The following is a 25364-nucleotide window of genomic DNA, read 5'->3' as shown; positions in this document are numbered from 1 at the left end:
TATGTCTTTTTTACAACTGTCGAATCTGTGCCTGAAATTCGGCGAGCGGGAAATCCTTAAAAACGTTACGGTAAATTTGCGCAAAGAAAGCCGCGCGGCTCTTGTCGGTGCGAACGGCTGCGGAAAATCGACTTTTATGAAAATAGCGGCCGGTCTTATAAGCGCCGATTCGGGAGAGAGGGTTGCGCAAAAAAACTGCCGCGTCGTATACCTTCCGCAGTCGGGCATCGTCCATTCGGGAGCGACATTGCGCGCCGAAGCCGATAAAGCTTTCGCCGAAGGCTATGCGCTCCATGAGGAAATGGAGGACATCGGCGAGCGCTTAAAAACCGTTTCGGATGAAAAACTGCAAACACAGCTTTTGGAGCGCCACCGGCAAATCAACGAATACCTTACCGATTCGCAGTGGTACTTCCGTTCGAGCCGGGCCGAGCAAGTACTTTCGGGCTTGGGTTTCGAAAAAGCCGATTTCGACAAGCCCGTCGAAACTTTTTCCGGCGGCTGGCAAATGCGTATTGCGCTCGCAAAGGTTTTGCTGCAAAATCCCGACATTTTGCTTTTGGACGAACCGACGAACTATTTGGACATAGAAGCGCGCACATGGCTGCAGGATTTTTTGCTCGGCTTTTCCGGCGGATTTTTGCTTGTAAGCCACGACCGTTATTTTTTGGACACCTGCGTAAACGAAATACTCGAACTGTTTAACGCCGAACTCCATCGTTACGCCGGGAATTTTACAAACTACGAAAAAAAGCGCCAAAGCGAACTTGAAAGCTTAATCGCCCAATACGATCTTCAGCAGGAAAAAATACGCAAAACCGAAGATTTTATCAGGCGCTTCCGCTACAATGCGGCAAAGGCGGCCCAAGTGCAGGAACGCGTAAAACAGCTTGAAAAACTGCCGCGCATCGAAATCCCCGAATCGCTGAAAAAAATCCGCTTTTCGTTTCCGAGCGCACCGCATTCGGGCAAGATTGTTTTGCGTTTGGAAAAAATCGGCAAAGCTTACGGCACTCATTCCGTTTTGCGCGGTATCGATGCGACGGTTGAACACTCGGATCGCCTCGTCGTTACCGGGCGCAACGGAGCCGGAAAAACGACGCTCCTGCGCATCCTTGCCGGCGAAGATACCGCTTATGACGGACGACTTGTCCTGGGCGCGAACGTGAGTATCGGCTACTTCAGTCAGGACAGCGCCGAAAAAATAAACGGAAACCTTTCGGTCATCGACATGCTCGAAAAAGAAGCGCCGCTCGACCTTGTTCCCAAGCTGCGCGACATGCTCGCGGCGTTTTTATTCCGCGGCGACGATATTTTCAAAACAGTCGACGTGCTTTCGGGCGGCGAAAAAAGCCGCCTTGCCATGCTGCGCCTTTTGCTCAAACCCGCCAATCTGCTCATCCTCGACGAGCCGACAAACCATTTGGACATTCATTCAAAAGACGCCCTGCTCGCGGCTCTGCAAAGTTTCGGCGGAACGATTGTGTTTATTTCGCACGACAGAAGTTTTACGCAAGCGCTCGCAACGCGAATATTGGAACTGAACGCCGGACACTGCCGGCTTTATCCGGGCCCCTACGATTATTATTTGGAACAACAAAAAAAACACGCGGCCTTCAATACGGACGCCGGGTTTTCGGCTTCGGGCGCTACGCTTGCCGGCGCTCACGGCGGAGCTTCCGCCGCGACGGTGCGGGACGCAAATGACGAAAGCGCTCCGGTCAGTGCGCCGCAGCAGAGCATGCCGCCAAGCTATGCGGAACAAAAACGTTTGCAGTCGCAAAGACGCAAACTTGAAAAAGAAGAGCGGCTCCTTATGGAACAAATCACGCAGGTCGAAGAACAAAAAGCCCTGCTCGAAGCCGACCTTGCAAAACCGGAAGTGTATTCGGACGGCGAAAAAAGCCGCAGCGTACAGCAGCGTATTCACAAACTTGACGACGACCTTTTGCAGCTGAGCGAAAAATGGGAAAAGGCCTTGGGCGAACTTGAGGAATTTTTGAACGGACAGCCTTCTGTAGTACCTTAACAATGCATAAAGAACCGAATTTATACGTTTTTTTTGCGTTTTATTGCATATTTATTCAAAATTCGCTTGACATTATGCATTAAATTCCGTATAGTAATTTTTATCAGGAGGAATTTATGAAAAAATTCGCAAGTATTATCGGTCTTTTATCGCTGGCTTGTGCCTTCCTTTTTGCGGGCGGCGCAAAGGAACAAGTTGTTATTACGTCGGCTGCGGACTTGGCGGGAAAGCGCATCGGCGTTCAAGCCGGAACTACCGGCGAGCTGTATGTGCAGGAAAACGTTCCGGGCGCAAAGATCGCTTCCTTTAAATCGGGAATGGACGCCGCGCTCGATTTGAAAAACGGCGCCATCGATGCCGTCGTTTTGGACGAGCTTCCCGCAAAAGAAATCGTTGCAAGGAATCCTACGCTGACTATCGTAACCGACAAGTTCGCAAAAGAAGAGTACGCGATCGCGGTTAAAAAAGGAAATGCGGCGCTGCTTGCTTCGATAAATAAAACCATCAAACAGCTGAAAGGCGACGGCACCTACGAAAAGCTCATTGCCTCTTTTATGCCGGTTGACGGAAAAATAAAAATCCCGGCAACCCTTGCCGCTTCCGAACAAAAAGCCGTCGTAAAGCTGGGGACGAATGCAAACTTTCCGCCCTTTGAATATGTGGAAGGCACGAACATCGTCGGCTTCGATATTTCGATGGGGCAATATATCGCAAAGGATTATAAGGCAAAACTTGAAGTTGTCGATATGGCTTTCGACAGCCTCATTCCGGCTTTGTCGTCCGGCGCGATAGATTTTATCGCCGCGGGAATGTCCGTTACCGAAGAGCGCAAAAAGAACGTGGATTTTTCGGATCCGTATTATGCATCCGAACAAGTTATAATAATCAGAAAATAAATTTACGGGCCGCTTAAAGCCGCCGGGAAAAAGGCGTCCACTGTTCCGGACAAAGATTCGGACGGCGGCGCCGGTTTTTCCGTTTAATCGGCGCTTCGGCCGCATCGGAGGAAAAGGGTGCTGCAATCCTTTTATGATACGATAATCGTCGGCGACCGCTGGAAACTGCTGGTTCAGGGACTCGGCACGACGCTGTACATATCGATGTGTTCGATTATTATCGGCACTGTTTTGGGCTGTGTGTTCGCATTGTTGAAAATATCGCAAAACCGCATTTTGCGCGGCGCGGGTGAATTATATACGACAATTATCCGCGGTATTCCGCTTGCGACCCAGCTTATGATTTTTTACTTTGTCGTGTTTGCGCCGCTCGGACTGGACAGGCTTACGGTTGCCGTTCTTGCATACGGAATCAATTCGGGCGCTTACTGCACGGAAATATTCCGCGGCGGAATACAGGGCGTAGACGTTGGTCAAACGGAAGCCGGCCGCTCGCTCGGTTTATCGAGAAGACAAACGCTTATAAAAATAATTTTTCCGCAGGCGGCAAAAGCCGCATTGCCCGCGTACACAAGCGAGTTTATAACATTGATCAAAGAAACGGCCGTTGCAAGTTTTATCGCCGTTACCGATTTAACGAAGGTCGGCGACATGATCCGCAACGCAACGTATAACGCGTGGATCCCGCTTTTGTCGGTGGGATTTTTATATTTGGTAATGACGCTCGGACTGACGAAAATCTTTTCCGTTTTTGAAAAAAGGCTGGCGCAAAGTGATAGAAGTTAAAGATTTGAAAAAACAATTCGGCAAATTGGCCGTTTTAAAAGGCATTTCCGAAACGATAGAACGGAGCGAAAAGGTTGTCATCATCGGGCCGTCCGGATCGGGCAAAAGCACTTTTTTGCGCTGCCTTAATTTACTGGAACAGCCGACAAGCGGCAGCATCCGTTTTAAAGGTCTTGAAATAACCGATAAAAAAGTCGACATAGACGCGGTGCGGCAAAAAATGGGCATGGTTTTTCAGCACTTCAATCTGTTCCCGCATTTAACCGTTTTGGAAAACATCATGCTCGCGCCGGTTACGTTAAAACTTATGACAAAAGAACAGGCTCGCGAGCAAGCTTTCACTTTGTTAAAACGCATCGGCTTGGAAGATAAAGCGGGCGTTTATCCTTCGCAAATTTCAGGCGGCCAAAAACAGCGTATCGCGATTGTGCGTTCTTTAGCCATGAAGCCGGAGGTTATGTTGTTTGACGAACCGACAAGCGCTTTGGATCCGGAAATGGTCGGCGAAGTGCTCGCTCTTATGAAAGAGCTTGCCGAAGAAGGCATGACGATGGCGGTTGTAACGCACGAAATGGGATTTGCCCGCGAAGTTGCGGATAAGGTGCTTTTTATGGATAACGGGCTCGTCGCCGAAAAAGGAACGCCCGAACAAATATTCAATCATCCGCAAAACAAACGCTTGCAGCAGTTTTTGCAGCGGGTTTTATAGCACGTGTTTTTCGATAAAACGGGCAACGCCGTCTTCATCGTTTGTAAACTCGCTTGTATACGCAGCGAGTTTTTTTATCGCCTCCGAGCCGTTTTTCATCGCGACGGAGCATCCGGCGAGTCGAATCATGCTTTCGTCGTTCATAGCGTCTCCGAAGGCCATCGTGTTTTTTTGCGGAACGCCCAAACGTTCGGCAAGCCACAAGAGGGCTTCGCCCTTTCCCGTGTCTTTGGGAAGGATTTCAAGAAAAAACGGCTTACTCGTAAATAAAACGCATGTGCCGCCGAGTTCTGTGCGAAGATCGGATTCGAGCCGCGCAATGTCGGCGGGTTCTCCCGATATAACCATTTTTGCGTGTTGTTTTTCGGTAAGGAATTCTTCAAAGTTCGGAACAACCCGTTCTTTTAAACGGCTGAGTTTAAGATCGGTATCCGCCCATTTGTTTTTAAACGGAATGTAAATCGTACTCGGGTCGTACACTTGGCAGGCAAAGCCGTTGTTGTTTGCGATACGGAACGCGCGCACAAGCACATCGGAATCGACAAAGCGGCTATATATGACTTTTCGCTCATGCAAATCGATAATCGAAGCGCCGTTTTGCGCAATAATGTAGCGGCCGCCTTGCGTTCCCGCAATCTCCAGCCTGCGCACATAAGGCAAAATGGCGTTATCGGTTCGGCCGGAACAGAGCGTAACATATATTCCGCGGTTGACCGCTTTTTGTATAATGCCGACGGTATAATCGGATATCGTTAAATCGGTCTTTAAGAGGGTGTCGTCAAGGTCGAGGGCGATTATCTTCGCTTCTATGCGGTCGGACATATGGCGAATCATAGCATCCGCAAAGCGTAAGTGTCAACCGCGCCTTGACAAAACGGGAATGCTCCGCTAAATTTTTTACAATTTCTGTGTGGAGGAGTGTTATGCGAATGATACAAAAAATAATATGTGCCGTATGCGCTGCCGCGGCACTGGTATGTGTATCTTGCGTAAAAAAAGTGCAAGCCGAAACAAAACCTGAGCCGCGCAAAAACGGTATTTTCAGCCGAATAACCGCCCGCGTGTATGATACGAGAAAACAAGTAAGCGACGCCGATTTACGTTTGATTTTGCAGGCCGCTTTTGCATCTCCGACTGCGGATGATTCCCGTTCAACGGAATTTATTATCGTACAGGACGGCAATAAAATTACCGGCTTAAAAGAAGGCAATCCCTACGCAAGCCAGCTTAATACGGCACAAACGGTAATTGTCGTTGCAATCAACGAAAAGATAATTCGCCACCGTGATTTGGCTGCACTCGACGCGGGAATCGCCGCCCAAAGTATTATGGTGCAGGCGGCGGAACTCGGTTATGCGACGGTGCCGATGAGTATTGCTCCGCAGACGGTTCGAGTTGCAAATACACGGAAAGTGCTCAATCTTCCCGAATACGTAACGCCCCACATTATGATTGTTATCGGTTTTGCCGCGCCCGATGCTCTAACAAGCGCAAGCACCGATTATTGGAACGATTCAAAAATACATAAAAACGGATGGTAATATGGACGCACGCGTACGGAATTCTTTTTTAAAAGGCCCGATCCGGGTACCCGGCTCAAAAAGTCATACGATACGGGCCGTTATTTTCGCCGCAATGGCGGAAGGCGTGTGCGAGATTACAAATCCGCTCACCGGAGAAGACTGCCGGTCGGCAATCGGTGCCGTAGGCCTTATGGGCGCCCAGGCCGAATGTGAAGGCGAACTCTGGCGCATCCGCGGGGCGGGCGAAAAACTGCACTTGCCTTCCGACGTCGTTCACGTGGGCAACTCCGGCTCCGTGCTGTACTTTTTATCGCCGATAGCGGCCTGCTTCGACGGATGGTCGGTGTTTACCGGCGACGAATCGATCCGCAGCCGGCCGGTCGCTCATTTGGCGGACGCACTCGGTCAAGCCGGAGCGCAGGTTCACATAAGCCGTCCCGGCTCAAGCGCTCCTCCCGTACTTATACGCGGTCCGATCAAGGCTTCGCACATCCGTACCGACGGCAGACTTTCACAATACATAAGCGGCTTTATGATGGCCGCCCCGCTTTTGGACGGCACTACCGACATCGAGCTTACCGATCCGAAAGAAACGGCCTATCTTGTAATGACAAAAAACTGGCTCGAAAAACTCGACGTGCCGGTTACGGCCGACAAGGACATGAAGCATATCCGAGTGCAGGGTCCGAAACGCATTCAGGCGTTCAATACGGCAATACCGTCCGATTGGGAAGCCGCCGCCTTTCCGCTCACAGCCGTGTGCATAGGGTCAGGCGAGGTTTCGATCGAACATATAGACACGTCCGGCTCCCAATGCGACGCGCTCATTGTGCCGCTTTTGCGTTCTCTGGGGGCGGACATCCGGCTCGACCGCGGTACGCACGCGCTGCACATAAAAGGCGGCGCACGTTTAAGCGTCGAACACTTTACCTCTTTTTGCGCAAACGAAACGGAAGAAGACAGGCGCGGTATAGGCTTTTCGCTTTGCGATTATGCGCGTATGGACGATACGGACGCCGGCAGTACGGACGCTGCGGGAACCTTGCGTATAAACTGCTCGTCTTTTCCCGACGCCGTATGCGCTTTGGCAGTCGCCGCCTGCTTTACCGAAGGGACAATCGTCCTTGAAGACATAGGCGTATGCCGCAGCAAAGAAACCGACCGCATACGCGTTATGGCCGAACAGCTGAGTTCACTCGGCGCCGACATATGCGAAGGAAAAGATTTTTTAACGATACGCGGCCACTCTCCGATAACGAAAGACGGTTTGCCGAACGGCGCCTTTACGCTGCACGGCGGTACGGTTGAAAGCAAAAAAGACCATCGGGTTGCAATGTCTCTTATGTGTTTGGGTTTGGCGCTCAAAAAAGGCCAAGAGCTCACGGTAAAAGACGCCGAATGCTGTTCCGTTTCGTTTCCCGGCTTTATCGAAAAGATGCGCTCGCTCGGCGCTTTTATAAGCTGACGTTTTACGCAACCGCTTCCGGCGGGGTTTTAATAGTGCGGCGGGCGCGCGTCGGCGGGGGCATCGCGCCGGTCCTCGACCATTTCGGCAAGTTTTTGCCGGAGCGCTTTATTTTCGGCTTTCAAGCCTTCAATCGCTTTGCCCTGTTCCAGCGTAACATCCTGAATCTTCCGCATAAAGTCTTCCATGTATGCAAGCTTTATTTCGAGCCGCTCAAAGCGTTCCGCCGTGTCCTTTTCAGTTATACCCTGTTCCATTGCGCTACTTTTCTCCTTCGCTTTGAACCGCAAGATTCTTTACCCATAATTCCCGCTTAAGCCATAAAGCGGCTATTGTCATTTTGACAAAGTCGGTCAGTTTTATAATTCCGTACAGGGCGACCGGTCCGAACGAAGTAAAATATGTGAGCAAAAATATTCCCGGCAGCACCAAAGCAAAATTGACAAAGCCGTCCGTAACGGCGCCCATAAGAACGTCTCCTCCGGTACGCGAAACGGTAAACTGCGCGTTCAAATAAGCCCAAATCGGCATATAGCACGCATTTAAAAAAACCATATTCCGCGTAACATGCCGGGCGGCTTCGCTCAAATGCAAAAACACAAAGGGAATTAAAAAGGTTGTAAAACATCCCAAAATGCCCATGCTCAAACCAAATAAAAAAGCCCCGTTTAAAAGCCATGTTTTTTGTACCTTCGCTTTTTCAAGCTGATTCGATCCCAGTGTTCCGCCCATAATGACGCCGATCGAAGCATTGATGCCGTAAAAGCAAATAAAGAACAGATTTGCAACGGTAAATCCCGCGGACATACCCGACACGATTTCGGCGCCGCCGCGGCTGTTGTACAAGGCGGTTACAACCGATTCGGTGAGAACCCAGCTCATCTCGGACACCAAAATCATTCCGGACTTCGACAAAACGTTGACAAAAAAGCCGAAGCGCACGCGGAACAATTCGCGCAGATATGAAAAAAACGGCGGTTTTGTTTTGCGGATATATATCAAAAAGATAAGCGCTTCGCTTGCACGCGCAATAATCGTCGCTATCGCGGCGCCCTTAACTTCCAAGCGGGGAGCGCCCAAGTTCCCGTAAATAAAAACCCAGTTAAAAAACGTATTGATAAAAGTCGCAATCGCCGACACGACAAGCGGTTGGCGCACTCTGCCTATTTCGCGCATGGACGAACCGATCGAAACGGCAATTGCAATCGGGATCCACGTAAAGGCGGCTGTCTTCATATATATGCACGCCTGCTCGACGATTTCGGCGCTTTGGCGGTTGCCCCGCACCATTAAAGCCAAAACGGGCTTGGGATTCGCAAGGCAAAAAATCGTATAGGCGATCGATGCCGCCAAGGTGATAATGATTTTAAATCGGAAAGCTTGGCGCATGCCGGCCGCATCTTTTGCGCCGTTATACTGCGACATAAAAATTCCGCCGGATGCACACAGCGTGGTTAAGAGAACATAAAACACGAAGTTGATTTGGCCCGCAATATTTACGCCCGACATTTTTATGTCGCCCAAGCCGGCGACCATAAAATTATCGATAAGGGACACCATGCTTTGAATCAAATTCTGCGCCATGACGGGAAGCGCCAAAGAAAGCGCAACCCTATAAAAAGAAAGCGGTCCCAGATAATCCTTTTTTTTCAAAAGCGAACCGGTCATATATGTACTATACGCTTATACCCGAAGACTGTCAAACCTCAACCGCACAGCAGTCAAGCCTCAGCCGTCGGTGCGGAAGAAAAACCGCTGCCGGCCGATAGGGAAAATCCGTACACGAAAATACGCGAAAACGGCTCCGTATTTTGCGGTATGCCCAAACAGCCGCTTTGCTCTTTTAGACGCTTAAAACCGCTGCGGTCATAAAAGCGGTAATTGCAGTCGGTATCGGTCGTTAAAACGAAATTGCGTATCTTTCTTCTTTTGCTCCATTCAAAAAATCGCGAAAGAAGCCGACGGCCGAGTCCCGAACCTTGATGCGAGGCGTCTACGAACAAACACAGGATTTCGGCATCAAAGGAAATATCTTTTAAAATATTTTTTTGTACGGAACAATACGATAAAAAAGCTTTGCGCACGGCGGCGCGCTCCCCGTAAAAACCCGCAAGCCACAAAAAAAAGATTTTTACGTAAAAAGCGGCACGCGCCGTCTTCTTTTTCGCGCGATAAAACAGCCGCCCTAAAACGCCGCTTCTTTTCGCAGGCGCATCGGCAAATAAAAAGCCTACAGGCACACCGTCAACCAAAGCGCCCGCCGATGCTTTAGTCTTCCCGCCTTCGGCCGCAGGCACGGCGACGTCGGTATAATCGCTTTGTACGCGGAACATGTCGACAACAAAGCCGCACAAGCGTTCGGTATTTTTTATGCCGGGAAAATATTCGTCAAGACGCCATGTCGGTGCGATAATGCGGCAAAGTGCTTTTTTATCGCGCCTTCGGTACGGCCGGAAAACAAAATTCATAACCTCTAATGTACCGCTTTACAACAAAAAACGCTATATATATACTGTCCGGTGAATATGTTTTTTTCGACGGTTTTTTATATTGATTCAAAGCGCCGCGGTATTTGGACAATCAATCCCGTGTTCCGCATTGTTATGTTTGTGATTTTAGCCGTAACGGCCGCATCGCTTTTGCTGTTTTCCGATGAAGAGGCGTCCCTGCCCTTTTTGCAGTATTTTTTCGCCGCGGCGGCCGCAGCCGGTTTTTTGTACCGCGATTGTTGCATTTTCGACACGAAAGCAAAACGGATAACGCATAAAATCGGCTTTGCCTTTTTCGTAAAAAAAAGGTCGTGGAGTTTTGACGAAATCGGCAGCCTCTGCCTTGTACGTCTGTACCGCGGGAAAAAACTTTTTGAAATTCAATGCGGCCTGCGTTCGAAAAACGGCGAACTTCTCGCGGATATCGAACACGTAAAAAAACGGGAAAGGGACGCGGTCGAACGACGCGCAACACAAGCCGCATCCCTTATCGGTTGTCCCGTCGAATACGGCGATCTGTAAAGAAGACAAGATAGCGCAAACCCCTTGCCATAAAAGCGGAAATGGAGTATATTTTTTATATACACGTGGGGTATTAGCTCATCTGGTAGAGCGATTGGTTCGCAATCAATAGGTGGTCGGTTCGAGTCCGATATACTCCAATTTAATTGCTTGTAATGTCAATGTCTTCTTTTCAATTCTCTTTATTTACGGAATTTCATTATGGATAAAAATAAACCGATTTTGGCAATTTGCTACGATTTCGATAAAACCTTGTCGCCCGATGATATGCAGGCACAGGGTTATATTCAATCCATAGGCTATAAAGTTGAGGAATTTTGGAAAGAATCCAATAAACGTGCCGAAGACAATGAAATGGACCAAAATCTTGCGTATATGTATATGATGGTGCACAAATCCAGAGGCAAGGTTCTTTTTACAAAAAAGAAATTACAGGAATACGGTTCCAAAGTTACGCTTTTTCCGGGCGTGGATACGTGGTTCGACAGAATAAATGCGTACGGGGACGAAAAAGGCGTAAGCGTTGAACATTACATCATATCATCGGGGCTCAAAGAAATGATTGAAGGAACGCCCGTCGCGCATAAATTCAAAAGAATTTATGCGAGCGCCTTTTACTACGACGACGCGGGCGTTGCGGTATGGCCGGCGCAAGCCGTAAATTATACGAATAAAACCCAGTTTTTATTCAGAATCGAAAAGGGCGTCTTGAATGTAAACGATCAAAATGTAAACGCATACTTCAAGCCCGATCAATACCGGGTGCCGTTCAGAAATATGATTTACATCGGCGACAGCGAAACGGACATTCCGTGTATGAAGCTCGTAAACATACACGGCGGGCATTCGGTCGGCGTTTACAATGCCGACACGGAAGACAAATCGAAAGTCTTCCGCATGCTCGACGAAAACAGAATTAAATATTTCGCTCCGGCGGATTACACGGAAGACGGCAAGTTGGAAATTCTTGTCAAGCAAATTATCGACCGCACCGTATCGAATGAAATTCTTGAAAAAGCGCATTTCGAATGCGTCGCCGAAAAGTCGGAAAAAACGGAAAACAAAAGCAAAGAAGAACAGCTGAAAGACGCTTTAATCAACCGGCTTGAAGGCAGCATGAATTTTACCAATACACATTCGGTAATTTCGCAACTGGTAAAAATCAAGTCATGGTCAAATGTGCAAAAAGAAAAGCTTTTGAAAATCGCCTTGAAGAATTATCAGGTCACTTATATTTTAAAAGACGAAGATGTACGCCGCTTTTACGAACCTTTGTGCGAAAGCGGCGGCAGCGAAAACGCAGTTAAGGTGCGCGAAAAGCTAAATTTGAATTCATAACATCTTGTAAAAGCCGAAAGTCCAAGCCTTATTTGTCCGCGCCGGTAAGCAGATTGTAAAACCGGTCCAGATCTTCGCGCGAAAAGTACTCGAGGGTTATGGCGCCCTTGTCGAAATTTCCCCTGAGCGATACTTTGGTGCCGAGCTTTTCAATGAGCCGCTGCTCGAGAAAAACGTAATCGGGCTCGCGCTTATCGGCGCTTTTGACCTTTGTTTTCACCGGCAGCTTTTTGCCGGAATTCATTTCGGCGGCGATTTCTTCGGCTTCACGGACGGAAAGCTTTTCGTCGGTAATGCGCGTAAATAAAGTTCGTCTGAGCGAAGGGTCTGCAACGGACAAAACGGCGCGTGCGTGTCCTGCTGAAAAGGCCTCGGTACCGAGCGCTTTTTGCATATCGTCGGGAAGTTTCAAAAGACGCAGCGCGTTTGCTACGGTGGAACGGTTTTTGCCGACGCGGCGCGCCGTTTCTTCCTGACTTAAGTTGCCCAGCTCCATAAGTTTGTGATAGGCTTTCGCTTCTTCAAGCGGGTTTAAGTCTTCGCGCTGAATGTTTTCCACAAGGGCAACTTCGAGCTTTTTGGTTTCCGAAAATTTTTGTATGCGCACGGGAACCTGTTTAAGGCCCGCAAGGCGCGCCGCCCTCGTACGTCGTTCGCCCGCGATAATCCAAAAGGTTCCGTCGGGAGCGCTTTCGGCCAAGATAGGCTGAATGACGCCGTTTTCTTTTATCGAATCGGCAAGGTTTTGCAAAGCTTCCTCGTCGAATTCCCTGCGCGGCTGATGCGGGTTCGGCTGCAGTAAATCCACGTCGATAAAAACTTCGGCACCGTCTTTACTTTCTTTTTTTGCTTTTGCCGAAGGCTCGGAAATTTTCTTTGAAGTTTCCGCTTCCCGTTCGGCTTGCGGCAAAAGAGCGTCGAGGCCCTTGCCGAGTCCGCCCTTAGCCACGTTCCATCACCTCTTGCGCAAGTTTTTCGTAGCTGCGCGCACCGACGCACAGCGGATCGTACAAACATATCGGCTTGCCGTGCGACGGCGCTTCGGAAAGGCGCACGTTTCGCGGAATAATCGTCGCAAAAACGGAATCCTTAAAATACGCTTTTACCTGAGTAACCACATCGTTTGCAAGCCGCGTGCGCGAATCGTACATCGTAAAAAAGATGCCGCCGATTTGCAAAGCGGGGTTTACGGACTTTTGTACTTTTTTTACCGTTTGCAGCAAAAGGGAAATTCCTTCCAAAGCGAAATATTCGCACTGCATGGGAATCAAAACCGAATGCGCGGCGGCAAGGCCGTTCAGCGTTAAAAGTCCCAGCGACGGCGGGCAGTCTATTAAAATATAATCGTATTTCGGCAAAAGCGGTTCAAGCGCTTTTTTTAAAAAGAATTCGCGTTCGGCTTGGTCGACCAGTTCTATCGCGGCTCCCGACAAATCGATCGATGCGGCGACCGCATCCAAATTGATAACTTCGGTACGGCGCACCGTTTTTTCGTATGTCGACAAGCCCGCCATCAATTCGTAAATCGTGGGTTTTTCTTTTGAAATGCCGACCCCCGACGACATATTCCCCTGCGAGTCGAAGTCGACTAAAAGAACTTTTTTGCCGGCAGCCGCCATATATGCACCGATATTGATGACGGATGTCGTTTTTCCGACGCCGCCTTTTTGGTTTACAAAAACATAGACTTTTGCCATACTATCAGTATACTATTTTTTTCCGAAAAAGTATATATTAGGCTAAGGAGTTTTTATGAAAGATACGAACAAACAACATATGCCGTCGATTGCGGAGTCGGCGTTTATAGCGTGGAATGCCCATGTATGCGGCGATGCCGAACTGGCCGAACATACGTCGGTGTGGTTTTCCGCGACGGTTCGGGCGGACATAGCGCCGATAAAAATCGGCAAAAACAGCAATATTCAGGATAACGCCGTCGTTCACGTGGACGAAAATATTCCCTGCATTGTCGGCGAAAACGTAACGGTCGGGCACGGGGCCATCCTTCATTCGTGCACGGTAAAAAACGGCAGCACAATCGGCATGGGGGCTATCGTACTGAACGAAGCGGTTATCGAAGAGAATTCCATGGTCGGTGCGGGCGCCCTCGTAACGCAGGGTAAAACCTTTCCCGCCGGCAGTTTGATTTTAGGATCGCCTGCAAAAGCCGTGCGTTCTTTAACGGATGAAGAAATAAAAGCGATGAAAAAAAATACCGAAAACTACGTGCGCCATGCCGCAGAAGAAAAAGAACGGCAAAAGAATCGGGAATGAGCGGCGGCGATTTTCTTACTGCGATTTTCGGCATGCTTCCTTCGTGCACGTCGATTGTGCTGTCGAGTCCGCTGAAAAAAAGGTCCTGCACCGAAAAGCCGCACGGTGAAAATACCCGGGCTGAAGGCGCGGACAGTAAAACCTCGTGCGCCGGAGGTGCGGACGGTTGCATAAAAATCCGCATGCGCAAAGCGGGAAAGGAAAGCTTCAGTGCCGAATTCTTCGGCAAAAAACAGGTTTTCCACAAAACGTTCCCGCTCGAAGGATTAAAGGAATTTCTCAAAGAACTTCCATATGCCGGAGGCGCCCTGTGGCGCCAATGTATTTTTACGGCCGAAGATACGCGCTGCATTTTGCTCGCGAATAAAAAAGGACGCACATCGCTGTCGATTAAAAGCGTGCCGCGCGCTCAAGTTGACGTCGAATCCGAGTATACGCACAATCGGCAAAAGAATTATCTTATTGACGAAAACGCCGCCGCGCCCTTTTTGCACGCTTTGGGACTTGCCGCCGCCGACGGAAAAATCATTGCAAAAAAATACGCGAAGTTCCGCCAGATCAACCGTTTTTTGGAATACGCGGACGACGTCTTGGGCGCCCTGACCGAACGCGGAGCGGGAACAAAGCGGCCGCTGAGCATCATCGATTTCGGCTGCGGCAAAGCCTACCTTACCTTTGCCCTGTATTATTTTTTAACCGAAGTCAAAGGCTTGCAGGCGGATATTACCGGCGTGGATTTAAAACGCGATGTGATCGAACACTGTTCGGATCTTGCGCGCAAGCTGAATTACGGCGGCCTTCATTTTGAAGTGAACGACATACGCTCCTATGCTCTGCACTCCCATGCGGACGGACTGTCTTCCCGCGGTGACGCGCCGCAAGAGGAATCGGAGCGGCAGATCGACGAAAAAGATATCGATATGGTTATATCGCTTCACGCATGCGATACGGCGACCGATTACGCGCTCGCTTTTGCGCTGCAAAAAAAAGCGAAAGTTATTTTGTCCGCTCCGTGCTGCCAGCACGAATTGAACGGAGCATTGGGAAAAAACTGCCCCGATGAAGCCTTTAACGCGTTTACCGAATACGGCATTGTAAAAGAGCGCTTTGCCGCCCTTGCCACGGATATCATGCGCGCCCGGCTCATAAAAAAACACGGCTATGCCGTTCAAATATTGGAATTTATCGATACCGAACACACGCCGAAAAACCTGCTCATACGCGCGATCCGGCACAAAAACGCTGATGCAAACAAAACGGCTGCAACCGCAGCGCTTTCCGAGCGCGACGATGTATACGAAAATCTGTGCCGCGCTTTGGGCAAGCGCATTATTTTGGAAAGTTTATCGGAACAACCGGAATCGGCAAAACCGCACAAAGAAAAAGGCGCCGACCGGGCCCGATAACGGAAGCGGGCAGGGCGGTCGGCGCCTCTTTCGGCTTTATGTTCGGTCGTATGTTTAATTTTACTCCGGCTTATTCTTTTCCGGCCGAATACATGGCGTTGCCGCCGAGGAAGTATTTGGACAAGGTTAAAAACAAAATAACCATCGGCAAACTTGCAAGCAGGGCAACCGCCATCATGGCGCCTTCGTCCGCAAATTTTTCTTCGGCAAAGCTGACGATGTAGGTCGGAATCGTTTTAAGGTGCTTATCCTGCGCAACCATCAGCGGCCACATTAAGTTGTCCCATTGCTGGCGGAAAGTTAAAATAGCCAAGGTCGCCAAGGCCGGCCCCGAATTGATCAACACGATGCGGGAAAATATTCCCGGCTCGCTGCAGCCGTCTATGCGGGCGGCGGCAATAACGTCGTCGGGGAAGGTCAGCAAATACTGGCGCATCATAAAAACGCCGAACGCATTCATCATAAACGGAATGATTAATCCGCCGTAGGTGTTTTGCAGTTTTAAATTCAAAACGACCATATACAGGGGAACCATAATCGTCTCAAAGGGAATCATCATGGTCATCATGATAAACATAAAAACCGTATTTCTTCCCCTAAAGTGAAATTTTGCAAGCGCATAGCCGGTAATGCACGACAAAAGCAGCGTCGTTACGGTAACGGTTGCCGAAACGATGAGCGAATTCAATACGTTGCGCAAAAAGACAAAGTTTTCGTCGTTGCCCGCCAAGGCGCGGTAAAAGTTAAACCAGTGTATTTTTTCCGGTATCCATCGGTACGGAATGCTCGTAATTTCCGACGCGGGCATAAAAGCCGCCGTAAACATAAACAAAAGCGGTGTTAAAATAACGACTGCGCTGAAAAGCAAAAAGATTGTCATCAGCGTATTTTTGCCCCATTCGGGAAGCACGAACAGCAAAACAATGTATGCAACGGCGCTTATGCTTAAAATCAATAAAAATTGCACGGCATCCTCCCTTAATACGACACGTCTTCCGAACGTGAAAAGCGCAGTTGAATAATTGTCAGCATCAGCATAAACAAAAATAAAATAACGCTCATAACGCTTGCCCTTCCGACGTTATAGTTGCGCATTGCGGTATTGTAAATATTCAGCGTTATAACGTTGACGGGGCCGAGCGGAGAACCGGCCTGCGTAAACAGATACTGCGTCGAAAAGGTTTTCAAACATTGCAACATCGCCATTATCGAAACGAGAACGGTCGTCGGTTTTAAAAGCGGCAGCGTAATGCGGAAAAAGGTTTGTCCGCGGTTTGCCCCGTCGATGAGGGCCGCTTCATATATGCCGCGGGGGATCTTCCCCAAGCCGGTTAAAAACAAAACGGTAAAATAACCGATGTACTTCCAAAAATAAACGACCATCGTCGAAATTTGCAGCATAATGCCGTTGCTCAGCCATTTAAAGTCGACGCCGGAAGTCATCATAATCGCATTTGCCGCCTGATTCGCAATGCCGCGCGGCTCAAAAATCAGCTTCCAAATGAGGGCGGCGACAACGGAAGATAAAACGGCCGGCGAATAATAAATAAGCTGCAAAATGCGCGAGCCTGCCGGACGGAAGGTTAAAAATGCGGCAAGAATCATACTGCCGATTACGAGCGGAATAAAGGTTCCGAGCGTGAACACGACGGTTGCCCGCACCGAATTCCAAAAATCGGCGGAGGCGAATATCTTTATATAGTTCGTCAAACCGATAAAAACGGGCGGTTTAAGCGAAATCATATTTTTATTGCAAAAGCTCAAATAAAAAGCATTGGCAATCGGGTAAAACGAAAATACGGTAAAAAACAGCAAAGCCGGAGTTACAAACAGCCAAGCCCATACGACGATTTTCTTTTCAAGACTTTTTCTTTGCGCCATAATACATCCTTTAATAAATACAAAGGGGCGGAAGTTCTACCTTCCGCCCGCATTAAATCACAGAAGCCGTCCGAACATCGAAGCTTTCGGACGGTTCCGCCTTTCGGCATATTACATTTGTTCGTCTAAAAGAGATTGTGCGCTTTTTTTGAGTTTTGCAACCGCGTCTTTCGGCGATACGTTATTCATCATAACATTTTCGATCGCTTCTTTAATCAATTCGTTTATCTGCCAGCTGGCGGCTCCGTAATAAACGGGCTGCGCACGCTTCAGGTCTTCGATAAACACATTGCTGTAGGGAATCTTTTTGAATTGTTCACTTTCAACCAATTCTTTTTTCGGAGCGATCAGCGCAACTTTTTCCAAATAATCGGTCGGATGACTCAGCAAAAATGCGACAAAGCGCCACGCTTCTTTTTGCTCGCGCAGAGGAATTTGCGAGTTTACCATGTAGTATTGGAAATAGTAGTTGTTCGACAAATTCTTGCCGCCCTTAAAAACGGGGTACGGAATGATCATCCAATCTTTGCTGTTGTAAAAAGCGGGATTCGCTTTAAGCATGCGCGCTTCCTGATACAAGCCGGACAAGTGCATGGCGATTTCGTTTTTGTCGTTGTCGAAAAGCTTGCGCGCCGCCGTGTATGTGGGAGCGCCGAGGTTTTTACCGTTCGGTCCCCATTGGCGCATATATTCGAGCGCTTTTTCCCATGCGGCGGTGTTGACGATCGCTTCTTTGCCGTCGGCGGATACAACCGCGCCGCCGAGCTGGCTTACCATCGGAGTCCACGAAATAAGATAATCGCCGTAGCGGAAATCGAAGCCGCGGCGTGTAATGATGTCGCCGTTGCGCTTAACGATTTTTTCGGAAACGGCCATAACGTCTTCCCATGTTTTGGGATAATCTTTTTCGGGATCAAGACCGGCATCGCGGAAGATTTTTTTGTTCAGATAAATGCACCAGTTTTGCAGTTCAAAGGGTAAGCCGTAGACTTTGCCTTTTTTGCCTAAAAGAGAGCCGTCTTTGTCCGTAACCGGGTCGAGCATGTTCGGCATATACTGCGCGATAATGTCCGAATCCTTTTTTAATCCCAACGCTTCGGGATCGACCGGAGCAACCAAACCCTGCACCAAAAGCGGATACGCTTTTTGCAGTTCCATGTTCCAAATTGAAGGCGCATTTTTTGCCGCGTAAGCGGTCGGAATCAAATCCTGTATTTTGGTTGACGGATATACGGAATACTTAATGGTTACATTCGGATGCATTGCCATATATTCGGCTGCATATCCTTCTTCAAGTTTTTGCCGGTTCGGATCTTCGTGCGTCCACATAACCAATGTAATGGGACTGTTGTCGTCTTCTTGGGCACCGTTTGCAAATACGGCCGAAGAAAGAAAAAGTACCGCCATCAGCAATACAGTGAGCTTTTTCATACTAACCTCCTAAAAAGCACAGTGTTTTTTTATCGGTATTGATTGTATAACGATTGGCGCTAAAAATCAATAAAAAATGCACATCTTATTCTGTGGCAGGATGTATCGACACGGATGTCGAAAAAAATTTAAATATGCAAGTTTATGCGATGCATAAACTTGGAGTAAGAATTATACAGGACGTATAATTCTTACTCACTTTGCTCATAAGCCGTTCTCGCACTCTTTTTTGACGCCTTTCTCTCGGGCACTCGTGGGCTGTCCAAAAACTTCAGTTTTTGGACAGTTTCCGTGATTTTATATGCGATGTTTTAAATTAAGTCATTACTGTACAAAGACTTAATTTAAAACTCGTCGGGGATGGCGAAAAAGTAACAAACTTTTGAGACATCCCCATGTTCTCCTATTCTTTTTGTGCGCGGATGGCGGCTCGGCTTATTTTACCGTTGTGGGTTTTGGGCAAAGCCTGCACGAATTCCAAAGAGCGCGGAGCCTTGTACAGCGCCGCATTCTTTTTTGCAAAAAACATCAATTCCTTTTCGAGCTGTTTGCTCGGCGTATAGCCGCGATTTAAAACAATAAAGGCTTTTACCGCCTGCCCTCGTTTGGGATCGGGCACTCCCGTTACGGCGCATTCGAACACGGCGGGATGCTGAAGCAGCACCGATTCCACTTCAAAAGGACTGATGCGGAAACCGGAACTTTTTATCAAATCGTCGGTACGGCTGCTGAACCAAAAATAGCCGTCTTTATCGCGGCTTGCCGCATCGCCGGTATGGTATACGCCGCCGCGAAACACTTCCGCCGTTTTTTCGGGGTTTTTATAATAACCGCCGAACATGCCGAACGGATGCCCCTTGTCCAAGCGCAAAATAATTTCGCCTGTTTCATCCGCTTCGCAGGAAGAACCGTCGGGACGGACAATGTCTATGTCGTAGCCGGGCGCAGGCTTTCCCATGGAACCGGGTTTTATGTCCATTCCGGGGAAAGTGCCCGTTACCAAGGTCAGTTCGGTTTGGCCGTAGCCCTCGCGCAGCGACATACCCGTTTTTTCTTTAAACGTATCGAAGATGTCCTGCGAAAGCGCTTCGCCTGCGGTCGTGCATTCTTCCAGCGCCGACAAATCGTAATTTTCAATCGGCTCCCGGATAAGATAGCGATACACGGTGGGCGGAGCGCAAAAAGAGGTAACGCGGTACTGCGCGAGTTTTTCGAGCAGTTTGCGCGGAATAAACACGTCCATATCGTAAACAAACACCGCGCAGCCGCACAGCCACTGTCCGTATATTTTTCCCCACATCGCCTTTGCCCAGCCGGTTTCGGCAACGCTTAAATGGCGGCCGCCCTGTTTAACCCCCTGCCACAATTTTGCCGTTACGATATGACCGAGCGGATACAAAAAGTTGTGCGCGACCATTTTCGGGTTTCCCGATGTGCCCGACGTAAAATACAGCAAAGCCGTATCTTCGCCGCAAGGGCGCTTGGTTCCGGCCGGAAGGCTGAATTCGTCGCTCATGTTTTTCGACAGTTTATCGAACGAAATCCACCCGTCCATTTCATCGTGTACCCATACCAAAAGCGGTTTTTTATAGGCGGCTTCCGCGGCTTTTTGAATTTCCTGCTGAAGCTGTTTTTCCTGAACCGCGACAATCATCTTGATGCCCGCCGATTGTATGCGGTATTCGATGTCGTGGGACGCAAGCTGAACCGTTGCCGGAACGGCAATCGCGCCGATTTTATGCAGGGCCGGCAAAATAAACCAAAACTCGTACCGTCTGCGCAAAAAAAGCAAAACCGTATCGCCGCGAGCGATTCCCATCGCCGTAAAAAAGTTAGCCGCTTTGTTTATCTCTTTTGCGAGTTCGCCGAACGTAAAGATTTTTTCTTCGCCCTTGTCGTCGCACCACACCAAGGCTTCGGCTTCCGGCGCTTCCGCCGCATACCGGTCTATAACGTCGTATGCAAAGTTAAAATTATCGGGGATGTGCAGAGAAAAAGATTTTTGCGCGGCTTCCCAGCCGTTATCCATATCACAGGTAAGGTACTCTTCATAAAACATAGCGTCACTCCGTACATGTTTAGACAAGATGCGCAAAAAAAAGTTGCAGCTTGTAAATTCAAATTCCGTATGTTATAATCCGTACATGCATTCACATACGAAAAAAATGATTGCCCCGATAATAATCGTTTTTTTGAATTTAGTATACTATACCGCATTCGCTGTATTTTTTGTAAAATTCGGCGTACCGCTTTTATTTAAAATCATCGGCATTATTGTTCCCGCCGCGGTTTCGGCGGCTTTTATATGGCTGCTTGCCGAACGGTTAAACGAAATTAAAGGAGGAGAAGAAGATGATCTTGGTAAATACTGATTACGTTTCCGGCAAAAATCTGGAAACGCTCGGCTTGGTAAAGGGAAGCACCATCCAGTCGAAAAACATCGGTAAAGACATTTTGCAGGGCTTAAAAACGATAATCGGGGGCGAATTAAAAGGCTATACCGAAATGATGAACGAAGCGCGCGCTTTGGCAACCAAACGCATGGCGCAGGAAGCCGAACAAATGGGCGCGGACGCCGTTGTGAATATCCGCTATTCGTCCGCAGCGATTATGCAAAATGCCGCGGAAGTTATCGCCTACGGAACGGCCGTAAAATTCAAATAAACGCATTGAGCGCACAGTCAAAAACCGAGGCACGGCCTTTGCCGAAAAAAGAGCGTTCGCCCAAAAACAAAACGCTTACAATGAGCGCGGCCGAACGCGCCGAATACAAAAACCGCCTCGTGTATGCCGGCTCTGCAAAAGTTTCCGGATCGGGAACATTTGCCGCGGATGCGTTGCGGAACAAAACCCTGTGCGCCGACCTTTTCGGCGTACTCGACAAATTGCCGCACTCGTGCGCCGATTTATTGATTATCGACCCGCCGTATAATCTCGATAAAAACTTTCACGGCTTAAAATTCGGTAAACGCGGCGACGATGAGTATTCGGCCTACCTTGAATCGTGGTTTCCCCGCCTGCTGAGCGTACTCAAGCCGACCGGCTCGGTGTATCTGTGCGGCGATTGGCGCAGTTCGTGCAGCCTCTATGCCGTCATGAAAAAATATACCGTCGTCCGCAACCGCATTACCTGGCAGCGCGAAAAGGGGCGCGGCGCAAAAGCGAATTGGAAAAATTCCTGCGAGGATATTTGGTTCGGTACGCTCGGGGACGACTATTATTTTAACGTCGATGCGGTAAAACAAAAGCGCAGGGTATTGGCCCCGTACCGTGAAAACGGCAAACCGAAGGACTGGGAAAAAACCGACGAAGGCCGCTTCCGCTTAACCTGCCCCGGCAATTTTTGGGACGATATTTCGATTCCGTATTGGTCGATGAGCGAAAACACCGATCATCCGACGCAAAAACCCGAAAAGCTTATCGCCAAACTCATCCTTGCAAGCTGCCCCGAAGACGGTCTTGTCTTAGATCCTTTTCTCGGTTCCGGCACCACATCGGTTACCGCAAAAAAACTGGGGCGCAATTTTATCGGTATAGAAAAAAACGAAGAGTATTGCTGCTGGACCGAAAAGCGCTTGGCGCGTGCCGAAAGCGACGCGGCCATTCAGGGGTATGCGGACGGCGTTTTTTGGGAACGGAACACGCAAGCCGTTCAGCGCGCCGAACTGAAAAAGTCCCGGCCGTATCATGCCGAATCTCTGTTCGCCGAACCTTGACAAACGGCATTATTCATTCCATACTGATACATTATGTATAGATAAAGGAGTTTCAAAGATGAAAAAACTGATTTGCGCGGCTCTGCTTTTGTTTACAGCCGCCGCAGTGTTTGCCGCCGACCCGGTTGAAGGCTATTGGGTCAGCATTAACGAAGAGGGAGAATTAACCGCCGGCTGGCACATTTATCAAAAAGACGGCGTTTTGTACGGCGAGATTCTTGCCGCCGCAGGAAAGCCCCGCGACACCATCGCAACCGCGGTAAAGGAATCGTATAAAGATTTCCCCGTCAGCGGAGCCGTAAACAAAATGCCCCTGCTCGGAACGCCGTGGATTTGGGGTCTTACTTCCAAAGCCGCCGGACAATGGGCAAACGGCAGCATCATCGACCCGGCGGACGGCAAAGTATACAAGTGCAAAATCACCTTCCGCAAAGCCGACGGCAAAAAGTATAAAGAAGACACGCTCGAAATGCGCGGCGAAATCGGCATGGGCATCGGCCGCAGCCAATTTTGGAAAAAATCCACCCCCGAAGAAATCGACAAAATAAAGTAAGGCGCCGCCTTGCCTTAAAGATCCGGGGCTGTCTCAAAAGTCGGCAGCTTTATCGGCAGTCCCGGTTTTAGATAGACCGCTCTCGGAGAAAATCATGAAAAAGACATTTTTATTTATCGCGTTTGTATGCTCGGTTTTTGCGGTTTTCGGCCAATCGATCGAAAAAGAAGTCGACATCCGCGATGTGCCGGATTTCGTACGCACTGCGATGGATCCCGAAGAATCGTACGTTTTAAAAATCAAAAATAATTTTAAACCGAAAGATGTTACCTATGCCGAAATAGCCGCCCTTTCGGAATTTATGCATGTAAATCACGAAAATAAAATTGAAGGCCCTATTGAATACATTTATTTTGACGGCAGACATTCTCCTGCGGTTTTTTATGAAATTCGCCGGCAAATCGACGCGGCGGCAAAAAAATACGTATGCGTGGACTTTACTTATTCCTATTATTACTACGCAAACGACAAACGCTACCCCCTGCCCGAAAACTGTTTTGCAAATCATAAAAACCTGTATTGGATAAAAATGGGTTCTTTTGATTACGAGCAGGTACCCGAAAATTTTTGTAAAAACTGTAAAAATCTTCAGTTTGCAATTATGTGGGAGCCGGGGCCTGTTGCAAAAACAGCCTTCGTCGGCGTAAACAAAAAAGCAAAACTCTACGATGAAAACGGCGAATCGAAACCGTTACGTTCAATTCATGATATCGAATTGCACACCTATCCGGACTGGGATTATTCGGCCTTTACGGAAAAGGATGCGGCCGAGCCGATCGACGACGATTATTTCGCTGAAATGCCCGATCCTCTTTCCGATGACTATGAGGACTATATAAGCGGAATAAAAGAGCACCTTCGGCAGGAACTGGAAACCGCCTCTTTTGCGGAAATTCTCGGAGGCGAACCGGAAGAAGTTTCCGCTCAAAATGCGGCATCGGTATTAAAGCGGGAAAAAATCGACCGAACGGATGCGTTTTCGGCGGCACGGGAACTTATGTGTACCTATCTTTTAAAAGGCGAAAAATCCGACCTTGAACAAAGCTATGACGAAGATTTCGATACGATTTTCGATCTGTCGGATATACGACTTTATTTCAGTGCCGAAAGCGTTCTTTATGAAAATGAAAAAAGAGCCGCTGTCGTTGTCGGTATTTCGGGAAACGGCGATGCGATAAAAGATGTTATTGTAGTTGACTTGGAATTAAAAGATGGCGAATGGCGGGCCAATGAAATCGCTTCCTTTGTTTTTGTAAATATAGTGCTTGCCTCCTCCGAGGAATAAGAGTTCGGCGAAAACGGAAAACAGTATTTTCAAAAAGTTTAATCCTTTTTTGAGCGGCCTGTTCGTCTGTCTTTTTTATTCAGTGCTTCCAAATATTCTTTTGCGTACTGTTTAGACTGAGGATTATCTATCTTCAACATCTTTTCGTAACAGGTTCTTGCAGCTTTATAATTTTTTTTCTCTTCGTATAAATATCCTAAATTTCCAAGAATGATATAATCGTTTTTATCAAGTTTATGTCCCTTTTCCAACAATTCAATCGCTTTTTTGTTATTTCCGGAATATGAATAATAATTTGCGGTCTGATTAATCGATATTAAATTATTAGGATATAATTGTTCGAGTTTTTTTGCCAAATTTCCCAAATCATCTTTTACATATTCAAAATTATTAAATAAAATCGCAAAATATCCGTTTATGCCGTCTAAAAGAACGGCTTCTCCGTCTTCCTGTATAGGAACATTATTTGTCCACAACCACTCATTGTTTACTTTTACGGAAGTATTCAGCAAATCCAGTATTGCCTTAATTCCTTCTTTGTAAAACCTTGCCTGTAATAACGTAGAGCATTTTCCAAAATGTATATCCAGCCTTTGCGGATTTTTAACCAGCGCTTTATCCAAAAAAGAAATCCCTTTTATTACATCGTCGTTATTAAAGTTTTTTTGCAGGTAAGCTCCGTAATATTTCCCGTCATCGGCTTTTCCCATTGCCGGAAACATTTCCAAATCTCTGTTCACATAATAATTAAAATAGCCGATCAGCATTTCAGGATCATCGGGTCGTTCTTTTTCCCAATCAATTAAAAGTTTTTCCATTGACCGATAATCTATTGGCCGATAGTCGGACTTAAAATAATCCATAAATTCTTTTGAATAATCTCTTGTAAAAACAAGAGTACATAAAAAAATAAAGAACAGTCCTGTGCCGATTTTTTTCATTATGTTACCCCCGGATTTTTTACAGTATATCACAACCTTAGCCGCTGTCAATGCAGACACCGTATTGTTTTTTTTCTACATGACAAAAAATCATTATGACAAAAACTGTTTTATTGACAT

Annotated in this window: 26 protein-coding genes and 1 tRNA gene; 16 read left to right on the top strand and 11 right to left on the bottom strand. The window is 48.0% G+C overall.

What is annotated here, in order from left to right; genetic code table 11:
* Position 1 precedes the first annotated feature (1 nt).
* From HMPREF9194_RS10560 to HMPREF9194_RS10545, 4 genes are all read left to right on the top strand, one after another.
* On the top strand, positions 2-2029 hold the full coding sequence (locus HMPREF9194_RS10560; protein WP_016526365.1) for an ABC-F family ATP-binding cassette domain-containing protein: 2028 nt from the start codon (positions 2-4) through the stop codon (positions 2027-2029).
* 116 nt (positions 2030-2145) lie between these two features.
* Positions 2146-2925 carry a transporter substrate-binding domain-containing protein gene (locus HMPREF9194_RS10555; RefSeq protein WP_016526364.1) on the top strand — a complete coding sequence of 260 codons (780 nt, stop codon included), beginning with the start codon at positions 2146-2148 and terminating at the stop codon, positions 2923-2925.
* 117 nt (positions 2926-3042) lie between these two features.
* Positions 3043-3711, top strand: a complete 669-nt coding sequence (locus HMPREF9194_RS10550; protein WP_016526363.1) for an amino acid ABC transporter permease — start codon at positions 3043-3045, stop codon at positions 3709-3711.
* Positions 3698-4420 carry an amino acid ABC transporter ATP-binding protein gene (locus tag HMPREF9194_RS10545; protein ID WP_016526362.1) on the top strand — a complete coding sequence of 241 codons (723 nt, stop codon included), beginning with the start codon at positions 3698-3700 and terminating at the stop codon, positions 4418-4420. The genes HMPREF9194_RS10550 and HMPREF9194_RS10545 overlap by 14 nt, the downstream gene beginning before the upstream one ends.
* Here the strand turns inward: HMPREF9194_RS10545 and HMPREF9194_RS10540 are convergent.
* The gene (locus HMPREF9194_RS10540; RefSeq protein ID WP_016526361.1) at positions 4415-5242 is read right to left on the bottom strand and encodes a Cof-type HAD-IIB family hydrolase; all 828 of its coding nucleotides are present in this window, start codon (positions 5240-5242) and stop codon (positions 4415-4417) included. The two genes, HMPREF9194_RS10545 and HMPREF9194_RS10540, sit on opposite strands and share 6 nt — an antisense overlap.
* A gap of 107 nt (positions 5243-5349) precedes the next feature.
* On the opposite strand from HMPREF9194_RS10540, the gene HMPREF9194_RS10535 reads away from it, so the two are divergent.
* Positions 5350-5961, top strand: a complete 612-nt coding sequence (locus tag HMPREF9194_RS10535) for a nitroreductase family protein (RefSeq protein ID WP_016526360.1) — start codon at positions 5350-5352, stop codon at positions 5959-5961.
* A gap of 1 nt (position 5962) precedes the next feature.
* The gene (gene aroA, locus HMPREF9194_RS10530; RefSeq protein WP_016526359.1) at positions 5963-7408 is read left to right on the top strand and encodes a 3-phosphoshikimate 1-carboxyvinyltransferase; all 1446 of its coding nucleotides are present in this window, start codon (positions 5963-5965) and stop codon (positions 7406-7408) included.
* A 29-nt stretch (positions 7409-7437) separates the two neighbouring features.
* Here the strand turns inward: aroA and HMPREF9194_RS10525 are convergent, their stop codons facing one another.
* From HMPREF9194_RS10525 to HMPREF9194_RS11990, 3 genes are read right to left on the bottom strand one after another with little or no spacing between them, the layout of a single operon-like run.
* The gene (locus tag HMPREF9194_RS10525) at positions 7438-7665 is read right to left on the bottom strand and encodes a SlyX family protein (protein ID WP_016526358.1); all 228 of its coding nucleotides are present in this window, start codon (positions 7663-7665) and stop codon (positions 7438-7440) included.
* Between the two features lie 4 nt (positions 7666-7669).
* Positions 7670-9076, bottom strand: a complete 1407-nt coding sequence (locus HMPREF9194_RS10520) for an MATE family efflux transporter (protein ID WP_016526357.1) — start codon at positions 9074-9076, stop codon at positions 7670-7672.
* Between the two features lie 53 nt (positions 9077-9129).
* A complete protein-coding gene (locus HMPREF9194_RS11990) occupies positions 9130-9876 on the bottom strand; it encodes a GNAT family N-acetyltransferase (RefSeq protein ID WP_016526356.1) in 747 nt (248 codons plus the stop codon).
* 51 nt (positions 9877-9927) lie between these two features.
* Between HMPREF9194_RS11990 and HMPREF9194_RS10510 the strand changes: the two genes are divergently transcribed.
* The 3 genes from HMPREF9194_RS10510 (at position 9928) to HMPREF9194_RS10500 (ending at position 11757) form a co-directional block, all read left to right on the top strand.
* The gene (locus HMPREF9194_RS10510; RefSeq protein WP_156828030.1) at positions 9928-10419 is read left to right on the top strand and encodes a hypothetical protein; all 492 of its coding nucleotides are present in this window, start codon (positions 9928-9930) and stop codon (positions 10417-10419) included.
* Positions 10420-10486: 67 nt separating this feature from the next.
* Positions 10487-10559, top strand: a tRNA-Ala gene (locus HMPREF9194_RS10505).
* Between the two features lie 61 nt (positions 10560-10620).
* Complete coding sequence (locus tag HMPREF9194_RS10500) at positions 10621-11757, top strand: HAD family hydrolase (RefSeq protein ID WP_016526354.1); 1137 nt, start codon at positions 10621-10623, stop codon at positions 11755-11757.
* A gap of 28 nt (positions 11758-11785) precedes the next feature.
* Here HMPREF9194_RS10500 and HMPREF9194_RS10495 read toward each other — a convergent pair whose 3' ends face one another.
* Positions 11786-12706, bottom strand: coding sequence for a ParB/RepB/Spo0J family partition protein (locus tag HMPREF9194_RS10495; RefSeq protein ID WP_016526353.1), 921 nt, complete (start codon positions 12704-12706; stop codon positions 11786-11788).
* Complete coding sequence (locus tag HMPREF9194_RS10490; RefSeq protein ID WP_016526352.1) at positions 12699-13454, bottom strand: ParA family protein; 756 nt, start codon at positions 13452-13454, stop codon at positions 12699-12701. Before HMPREF9194_RS10490 ends, HMPREF9194_RS10495 begins: the two co-directional genes overlap by 8 nt.
* Before the next feature lie 55 nt (positions 13455-13509).
* Between HMPREF9194_RS10490 and HMPREF9194_RS10485 the strand changes: the two genes are divergently transcribed.
* Both HMPREF9194_RS10485 and HMPREF9194_RS10480 read left to right on the top strand, forming a co-directional pair.
* Complete coding sequence (locus tag HMPREF9194_RS10485) at positions 13510-14031, top strand: gamma carbonic anhydrase family protein (RefSeq protein WP_016526351.1); 522 nt, start codon at positions 13510-13512, stop codon at positions 14029-14031.
* On the top strand, positions 14028-15437 hold the full coding sequence (locus HMPREF9194_RS10480; protein ID WP_016526350.1) for a class I SAM-dependent methyltransferase: 1410 nt from the start codon (positions 14028-14030) through the stop codon (positions 15435-15437). Before HMPREF9194_RS10485 ends, HMPREF9194_RS10480 begins: the two co-directional genes overlap by 4 nt.
* A 70-nt stretch (positions 15438-15507) precedes the next feature.
* Here HMPREF9194_RS10480 and HMPREF9194_RS10475 read toward each other — a convergent pair whose 3' ends face one another.
* The 4 genes from HMPREF9194_RS10475 to HMPREF9194_RS10460 form a co-directional block, all read right to left on the bottom strand.
* Positions 15508-16404 (bottom strand): carbohydrate ABC transporter permease, encoded by an 897-nt coding sequence (locus HMPREF9194_RS10475; RefSeq protein ID WP_016526349.1) that lies wholly within the window; start codon positions 16402-16404, stop codon positions 15508-15510.
* 11 nt (positions 16405-16415) lie between these two features.
* Positions 16416-17318 (bottom strand): carbohydrate ABC transporter permease, encoded by a 903-nt coding sequence (locus HMPREF9194_RS10470; protein ID WP_016526348.1) that lies wholly within the window; start codon positions 17316-17318, stop codon positions 16416-16418.
* Positions 17319-17429: 111 nt separating this feature from the next.
* Positions 17430-18749, bottom strand: coding sequence for an extracellular solute-binding protein (locus tag HMPREF9194_RS10465; protein WP_016526347.1), 1320 nt, complete (start codon positions 18747-18749; stop codon positions 17430-17432).
* Between the two features lie 403 nt (positions 18750-19152).
* On the bottom strand, positions 19153-20808 hold the full coding sequence (locus tag HMPREF9194_RS10460) for an AMP-binding protein (protein WP_016526346.1): 1656 nt from the start codon (positions 20806-20808) through the stop codon (positions 19153-19155).
* Between the two features lie 85 nt (positions 20809-20893).
* Between HMPREF9194_RS10460 and HMPREF9194_RS10455 the strand changes: the two genes are divergently transcribed.
* The 5 genes from HMPREF9194_RS10455 (at position 20894) to HMPREF9194_RS10435 (ending at position 24303) form a co-directional block, all read left to right on the top strand.
* The gene (locus tag HMPREF9194_RS10455) at positions 20894-21121 is read left to right on the top strand and encodes a hypothetical protein (protein WP_040846939.1); all 228 of its coding nucleotides are present in this window, start codon (positions 20894-20896) and stop codon (positions 21119-21121) included.
* The gene (locus tag HMPREF9194_RS10450; protein ID WP_016526344.1) at positions 21102-21413 is read left to right on the top strand and encodes a YbjQ family protein; all 312 of its coding nucleotides are present in this window, start codon (positions 21102-21104) and stop codon (positions 21411-21413) included. The genes HMPREF9194_RS10455 and HMPREF9194_RS10450 overlap by 20 nt, the downstream gene beginning before the upstream one ends.
* A gap of 5 nt (positions 21414-21418) precedes the next feature.
* The gene (locus tag HMPREF9194_RS10445) at positions 21419-22465 is read left to right on the top strand and encodes a DNA-methyltransferase (protein ID WP_245540740.1); all 1047 of its coding nucleotides are present in this window, start codon (positions 21419-21421) and stop codon (positions 22463-22465) included.
* Between the two features lie 58 nt (positions 22466-22523).
* A complete protein-coding gene (locus HMPREF9194_RS10440) occupies positions 22524-23018 on the top strand; it encodes a DUF2147 domain-containing protein (RefSeq protein ID WP_016526342.1) in 495 nt (164 codons plus the stop codon).
* 94 nt (positions 23019-23112) lie between these two features.
* Positions 23113-24303 carry a hypothetical protein gene (locus tag HMPREF9194_RS10435; protein ID WP_016526341.1) on the top strand — a complete coding sequence of 397 codons (1191 nt, stop codon included), beginning with the start codon at positions 23113-23115 and terminating at the stop codon, positions 24301-24303.
* Positions 24304-24341: 38 nt separating this feature from the next.
* On the opposite strand, the gene HMPREF9194_RS10430 is transcribed toward HMPREF9194_RS10435, so the two are convergent.
* Complete coding sequence (locus HMPREF9194_RS10430) at positions 24342-25244, bottom strand: tetratricopeptide repeat protein (RefSeq protein WP_016526340.1); 903 nt, start codon at positions 25242-25244, stop codon at positions 24342-24344.
* Positions 25245-25364: the final 120 nt, after the last annotated feature.

Origin of the sequence: Treponema maltophilum ATCC 51939, from assembly GCF_000413055.1 — a bacterium.
In the GTDB taxonomy this organism is placed as follows: Bacteria; Spirochaetota; Spirochaetia; order Treponematales; family Treponemataceae; genus Treponema_C; species Treponema_C maltophilum.
Note: the sequence above shows the minus strand (reverse complement) of the source record. Positions and strands in the feature narration are given on the sequence as shown.

Bases quoted from the DNA above. Each gene is read 5' to 3' on its own strand.
- HMPREF9194_RS10560 (WP_016526365.1), top strand. From the start codon at position 2: ATGTCTTTTTTACAACTGTCGAATCTGTGCCTGAAATTCGGCGAGCGG.
- HMPREF9194_RS10555 (WP_016526364.1), top strand. From the start codon at position 2,146: ATGAAAAAATTCGCAAGTATTATCGGTCTTTTATCGCTGGCTTGTGCC.
- HMPREF9194_RS10540 (WP_016526361.1), bottom strand. From the start codon at position 5,242: ATGTCCGACCGCATAGAAGCGAAGATAATCGCCCTCGACCTTGACGAC.
- HMPREF9194_RS10535 (WP_016526360.1), top strand. From the start codon at position 5,350: ATGATACAAAAAATAATATGTGCCGTATGCGCTGCCGCGGCACTGGTA.
- aroA (WP_016526359.1), top strand. From the start codon at position 5,963: ATGGACGCACGCGTACGGAATTCTTTTTTAAAAGGCCCGATCCGGGTA.
- HMPREF9194_RS10525 (WP_016526358.1), bottom strand. From the start codon at position 7,665: ATGGAACAGGGTATAACTGAAAAGGACACGGCGGAACGCTTTGAGCGG.
- HMPREF9194_RS10520 (WP_016526357.1), bottom strand. From the start codon at position 9,076: ATGACCGGTTCGCTTTTGAAAAAAAAGGATTATCTGGGACCGCTTTCT.
- HMPREF9194_RS11990 (WP_016526356.1), bottom strand. From the start codon at position 9,876: ATGAATTTTGTTTTCCGGCCGTACCGAAGGCGCGATAAAAAAGCACTT.
- HMPREF9194_RS10500 (WP_016526354.1), top strand. From the start codon at position 10,621: ATGGATAAAAATAAACCGATTTTGGCAATTTGCTACGATTTCGATAAA.
- HMPREF9194_RS10490 (WP_016526352.1), bottom strand. From the start codon at position 13,454: ATGGCAAAAGTCTATGTTTTTGTAAACCAAAAAGGCGGCGTCGGAAAA.
- HMPREF9194_RS10485 (WP_016526351.1), top strand. From the start codon at position 13,510: ATGAAAGATACGAACAAACAACATATGCCGTCGATTGCGGAGTCGGCG.
- HMPREF9194_RS10480 (WP_016526350.1), top strand. From the start codon at position 14,028: ATGAGCGGCGGCGATTTTCTTACTGCGATTTTCGGCATGCTTCCTTCG.
- HMPREF9194_RS10470 (WP_016526348.1), bottom strand. From the start codon at position 17,318: ATGGCGCAAAGAAAAAGTCTTGAAAAGAAAATCGTCGTATGGGCTTGG.
- HMPREF9194_RS10465 (WP_016526347.1), bottom strand. From the start codon at position 18,749: ATGAAAAAGCTCACTGTATTGCTGATGGCGGTACTTTTTCTTTCTTCG.
- HMPREF9194_RS10460 (WP_016526346.1), bottom strand. From the start codon at position 20,808: ATGTTTTATGAAGAGTACCTTACCTGTGATATGGATAACGGCTGGGAA.
- HMPREF9194_RS10455 (WP_040846939.1), top strand. From the start codon at position 20,894: ATGCATTCACATACGAAAAAAATGATTGCCCCGATAATAATCGTTTTT.
- HMPREF9194_RS10450 (WP_016526344.1), top strand. From the start codon at position 21,102: ATGATCTTGGTAAATACTGATTACGTTTCCGGCAAAAATCTGGAAACG.
- HMPREF9194_RS10440 (WP_016526342.1), top strand. From the start codon at position 22,524: ATGAAAAAACTGATTTGCGCGGCTCTGCTTTTGTTTACAGCCGCCGCA.
- HMPREF9194_RS10435 (WP_016526341.1), top strand. From the start codon at position 23,113: ATGAAAAAGACATTTTTATTTATCGCGTTTGTATGCTCGGTTTTTGCG.
- HMPREF9194_RS10430 (WP_016526340.1), bottom strand. From the start codon at position 25,244: ATGAAAAAAATCGGCACAGGACTGTTCTTTATTTTTTTATGTACTCTT.